1 pseudogene is annotated in these 257 nt (G+C 35.0%); it reads left to right on the top strand.

Features of this window, described 5'->3' with window-relative positions:
* Nucleotides 1-257, top strand: a pseudogene (locus tag CWC11_RS23085) (hypothetical protein); the annotation flags it as partial.

Raw genomic sequence — 257 nt, 5'->3', positions numbered from 1 at the left:
TGGAAAACCGAGACCTTATAAAATTGGTGCGCAATGCTCCAGCATCAGAGATGTTTTAAATCTTGTGTATGATGAAATCGCAGATTCTGAACTCAAGGTACTTTTGCAAGAATTCAGAGTTCATATTTCAAGCTTAGATGATTCTCAAGACCCATTTGACCTTATATATTCATGGAGAAATCAATCTTTACACGGAAGTACAAACTTCCAAACTATTGGTGGAACTTTACTTAATTTATCTCTGCTTCTTTGCATAT

Origin of the sequence: Pseudoalteromonas sp. S3178, assembly GCF_005886985.1 — a bacterium.
Lineage (GTDB): Bacteria > Pseudomonadota > Gammaproteobacteria > Enterobacterales > Alteromonadaceae > Pseudoalteromonas > Pseudoalteromonas carrageenovora.
The sequence above is the reverse complement of the archived record's forward strand: the minus strand, read 5'-3'. Positions and strand labels throughout refer to the sequence as shown.